At 27.7% G+C, this 1,978-nt stretch carries 6 protein-coding genes; all 6 read left to right on the top strand.

Features of this window, described 5'->3' with window-relative positions; translation table 11 throughout:
* The first annotated feature begins 198 nt into the window (after positions 1-198).
* The 6 genes from ABUA17_RS18715 to ABUA17_RS18690 all read left to right on the top strand — a co-directional run bounded on the left by ABUA17_RS18715 (position 199) and on the right by ABUA17_RS18690 (position 1,886).
* On the top strand, positions 199-396 hold the full coding sequence (locus ABUA17_RS18715) for a hypothetical protein (RefSeq protein WP_042401633.1): 198 nt from the start codon (positions 199-201) through the stop codon (positions 394-396).
* A gap of 102 nt (positions 397-498) precedes the next feature.
* Positions 499-702: a hypothetical protein gene (locus tag ABUA17_RS18710; RefSeq protein ID WP_042401638.1), complete on the top strand. Its 204-nt coding sequence runs from the start codon at positions 499-501 to the stop codon at positions 700-702.
* Positions 703-803: 101 nt separating this feature from the next.
* Entirely contained in the window at positions 804-1,022 is a 219-nt protein-coding gene (locus ABUA17_RS18705; RefSeq protein WP_042401641.1) for a hypothetical protein, read from the top strand.
* Positions 1,022-1,270, top strand: coding sequence for a hypothetical protein (locus ABUA17_RS18700; RefSeq protein WP_042401644.1), 249 nt, complete (start codon positions 1,022-1,024; stop codon positions 1,268-1,270). The genes ABUA17_RS18705 and ABUA17_RS18700 overlap by 1 nt, the downstream gene beginning before the upstream one ends.
* Complete coding sequence (locus tag ABUA17_RS18695; RefSeq protein WP_042401645.1) at positions 1,267-1,500, top strand: hypothetical protein; 234 nt, start codon at positions 1,267-1,269, stop codon at positions 1,498-1,500. The genes ABUA17_RS18700 and ABUA17_RS18695 overlap by 4 nt, the downstream gene beginning before the upstream one ends.
* A gap of 62 nt (positions 1,501-1,562) precedes the next feature.
* A complete protein-coding gene (locus ABUA17_RS18690) occupies positions 1,563-1,886 on the top strand; it encodes a hypothetical protein (RefSeq protein ID WP_042401648.1) in 324 nt (107 codons plus the stop codon).
* Positions 1,887-1,978: the final 92 nt, after the last annotated feature.

Below are 1,978 nucleotides of genomic sequence, written 5' to 3'. Positions count from 1 at the left end.
AGGAATTTTTATGCTGTAAGTATTGTTTTAATAATGTTATTTGTTGCGAAGAATGTACTAAAAACAATGAATCATTTTGAAATTATTGCGAACTAAATTATCTTTGAAAATTGAATAGTACGGTATTAACATAAGTATGTAAAATTCAGGAATTTTATTGTATAATTTTATTATATTATAAAAGGAAGGAGAGAGAATATGCTTTTGGGGGATGCAATAGGAAATATATTATCTATAGGATTAATTATTTTCGTTATATTATACATATTTTATTTAATCATCAAGATTGCTGTTAAGCATGCTATAATATCACTTTTACCTAAAATAAAGTCAGATGTTAAACAGGCTGTTATTGATGGAGTTAAGAAATGTGATTTAGAGAAAATTAATAATTAGCATAGTTAAAAAATAGATATTAAATATATTAAAAATACCGTATTATTCAAAAAAAGAATATACGGTATTTTTGGTGCGCAATTCAAAAACAGGAGGAAGAGAATGTATTATAGAGCAGATGTATATAAGGATGCAGTAGTCAAAAATAGTTTTATTGCAAATAGCGTAGACGTTTTAAAAAGTAAAGCAGAGCCTTATATAAAAGACGATAAAGTTACACAAATAGTAGTGTCAGAGGTTAAAGATATTGGATTCTTTAAAGTTCCGTCTGAACTGGAAGAGTATTTAAAATGTAAAATATTATAGTGAATGATTCAAAAATAGAAGTTTGAATATATTGCGAGCGACATTAATGTCGGTACCATGGACGAAAAGTACAAGCAAAGTTCGGATTTAAGGAGAGTTTTATGTTATTAAGAAATTTTTTAGATTTATTAGTCCAAGAACAAGATGTAAAGATATTTTCAACTGAATTAAGTGGAGATGAAGCAGTTTATATAGGTGATGCTATAAATTGTCCTTATTGGATAGCAGAATATCACTTAGAGGATGGTAGTAGTAATAAAATTTTTGTGGATAGTGAAGGTTATCTAAATATTTACTGTGAACATAGGGAGGAAGAGTAATGAAAATTAGATTATGTTATAGAGTAGAAAAAGAAGCTGGATGGGGAGAAGATGAACATGGAAATCCAACAGAAGTTTATAGTTGTGTTAAGTTAGATTGTAAAACTTATAATATTCCAAAACAGGAATATAAAGAGTTAGTTGAAGCAGGAAAGAAATTAACAGCAGTAAGCTTTAATATAGATGAAGATTTAGTTACTCCAATTACATTAAATGAGTATTTAGATAATATGGAGGAAGAGCAATGAAAAGATATAGGGTTGAATCAAGAAGTGGGAAAAATCATTTTAGAGCAGATTGCACAGAGGAAGAATTAGAATATTGGAAAGCATTATGCAAATATGATTCTATAGAGAATAAAGGTAAATGTTATTATAGGGAGTTTCCAGTTAGTAAAAATAAAAAGATTTTTTATGCTAAAGATAATCCAAATATGACAGCAGAAGAATTAGAGTTAATTCGTAAAAAATTAGGATGATTTAATGAACAATTCAAAAAATAGAAGTTTGAAAATATTGCGAAGTAGATGGAGGCATAAACATGAGGAAATTTAAAGTTGTAGTTACTGCTATAAAAGAATTTGAAATAGAACTTGATGATGTAAAAATAACAGAAGAAGAATTAGATGGTTTTGAATCAGTTTTTTACCCATTGGATGAAGAAGATGACAGAATTAAATCAATGGCAGGAGATTATTGTAGATTAAGAGCTAAATATGGACAAGGATTTATAGAAGGATATGGACATGTGTTAGAGAAAGGTAGAGTTCCATTTTCAGCCAAAATGGCCAATGTAGAGCCTAATGATGCAATAAATATAGTAGATTATAATGGTTATGAAGATGTTGAAGTTTGTGAATTATAATCCGCAATTTGAAAATATTGCGAACTAAATGATCTTTAAAAATTTAATAATACGGTGAAGACTTTATGTGTAACTATAGAATTAACAAAAAA

Origin of the sequence: Clostridium sp. RTP31139st1_H3_RTP31139_211217 (assembly GCF_040227035.1) — a bacterium.
Classification (GTDB): domain Bacteria; phylum Bacillota; class Clostridia; order Clostridiales; family Clostridiaceae; genus Clostridium; species Clostridium saudiense.
This window is presented reverse-complemented; position numbering and strand designations above follow the sequence as displayed.

What these genes read in the sequence shown, in the direction of transcription:
- ABUA17_RS18690 (WP_042401648.1), top strand. Translation starts at nt 1,563, where the DNA reads ATGAGGAAATTTAAAGTTGTAGTTACTGCTATAAAAGAATTTGAAATA.
- ABUA17_RS18695 (WP_042401645.1), top strand. Translation starts at nt 1,267, where the DNA reads ATGAAAAGATATAGGGTTGAATCAAGAAGTGGGAAAAATCATTTTAGA.
- ABUA17_RS18705 (WP_042401641.1), top strand. Translation starts at nt 804, where the DNA reads ATGTTATTAAGAAATTTTTTAGATTTATTAGTCCAAGAACAAGATGTA.
- ABUA17_RS18700 (WP_042401644.1), top strand. Translation starts at nt 1,022, where the DNA reads ATGAAAATTAGATTATGTTATAGAGTAGAAAAAGAAGCTGGATGGGGA.
- ABUA17_RS18715 (WP_042401633.1), top strand. Translation starts at nt 199, where the DNA reads ATGCTTTTGGGGGATGCAATAGGAAATATATTATCTATAGGATTAATT.
- ABUA17_RS18710 (WP_042401638.1), top strand. Translation starts at nt 499, where the DNA reads ATGTATTATAGAGCAGATGTATATAAGGATGCAGTAGTCAAAAATAGT.